The organism is Clostridium sp. ZS2-4 (genome assembly GCF_026719745.1).
Classification (GTDB): domain Bacteria; phylum Bacillota; class Clostridia; order Clostridiales; family Clostridiaceae; genus Clostridium_H.
In genome coordinates, this window is the sequence record NZ_JAPPRQ010000058.1 from 1 (window position 1) to 523 (window position 523).

The window sequence follows — 523 nt, forward strand, 5'->3', positions numbered from 1 at the left end:
AAGTCGTAACAAGGTAGCCGTAGGAGAACCTGCGGCTGGATCACCTCCTTTCTAGGGAGAAATAACTAAAGCCAAGGCTTTGGTTAAGACTGACATTCGAACTTCTGTTTAATTTTGAGAGACCAATTTTAAAAAAGACTATTGATTTTTTAGTAGTTGTAAGTTAAAAGAGTTTCTTGTGAGAAATATGGGGGTATAGCTCAGTTGGGAGAGCACCTGCCTTGCACGCAGGGGGTCAAGAGTTCGAATCTCTTTATCTCCACCATAAGCAACTATCCAAATGTGAGATTTGTGATTATTGCTTCTATAAATTTAATGTGGGTCTATAGCTCAGCTGGTTAGAGCGCACGCCTGATAAGCGTGAGGTCGATGGTTCGAGTCCATTTAGACCCACCAATTTTGTTCTTTGAAAATTGCACAGTGAATATAGAAATAACCTAGTAAAATGAAACATCTAATAGATGTTTTAAAATACTGATTTATTAATCAGTATGCTGATATAAGATCAAGCTACAAAGGGCGC

2 tRNA genes and 1 rRNA gene are annotated in these 523 nt (G+C 38.4%); all 3 read left to right on the forward strand.

The annotated features are described in order from the left end of the window. Positions 1 to 51 (forward strand): 16S ribosomal RNA (locus OIO11_RS11545); the annotation flags it as partial. A 138-nt stretch (positions 52 to 189) separates the two neighbouring features. Next, positions 190 to 265 (forward strand) — tRNA-Ala (locus OIO11_RS11550). Positions 266 to 319: 54 nt separating this feature from the next. Continuing rightward, positions 320 to 396, forward strand: a tRNA-Ile gene (locus tag OIO11_RS11555). The last annotated feature ends 127 nt before the right edge of the window (positions 397 to 523 follow it).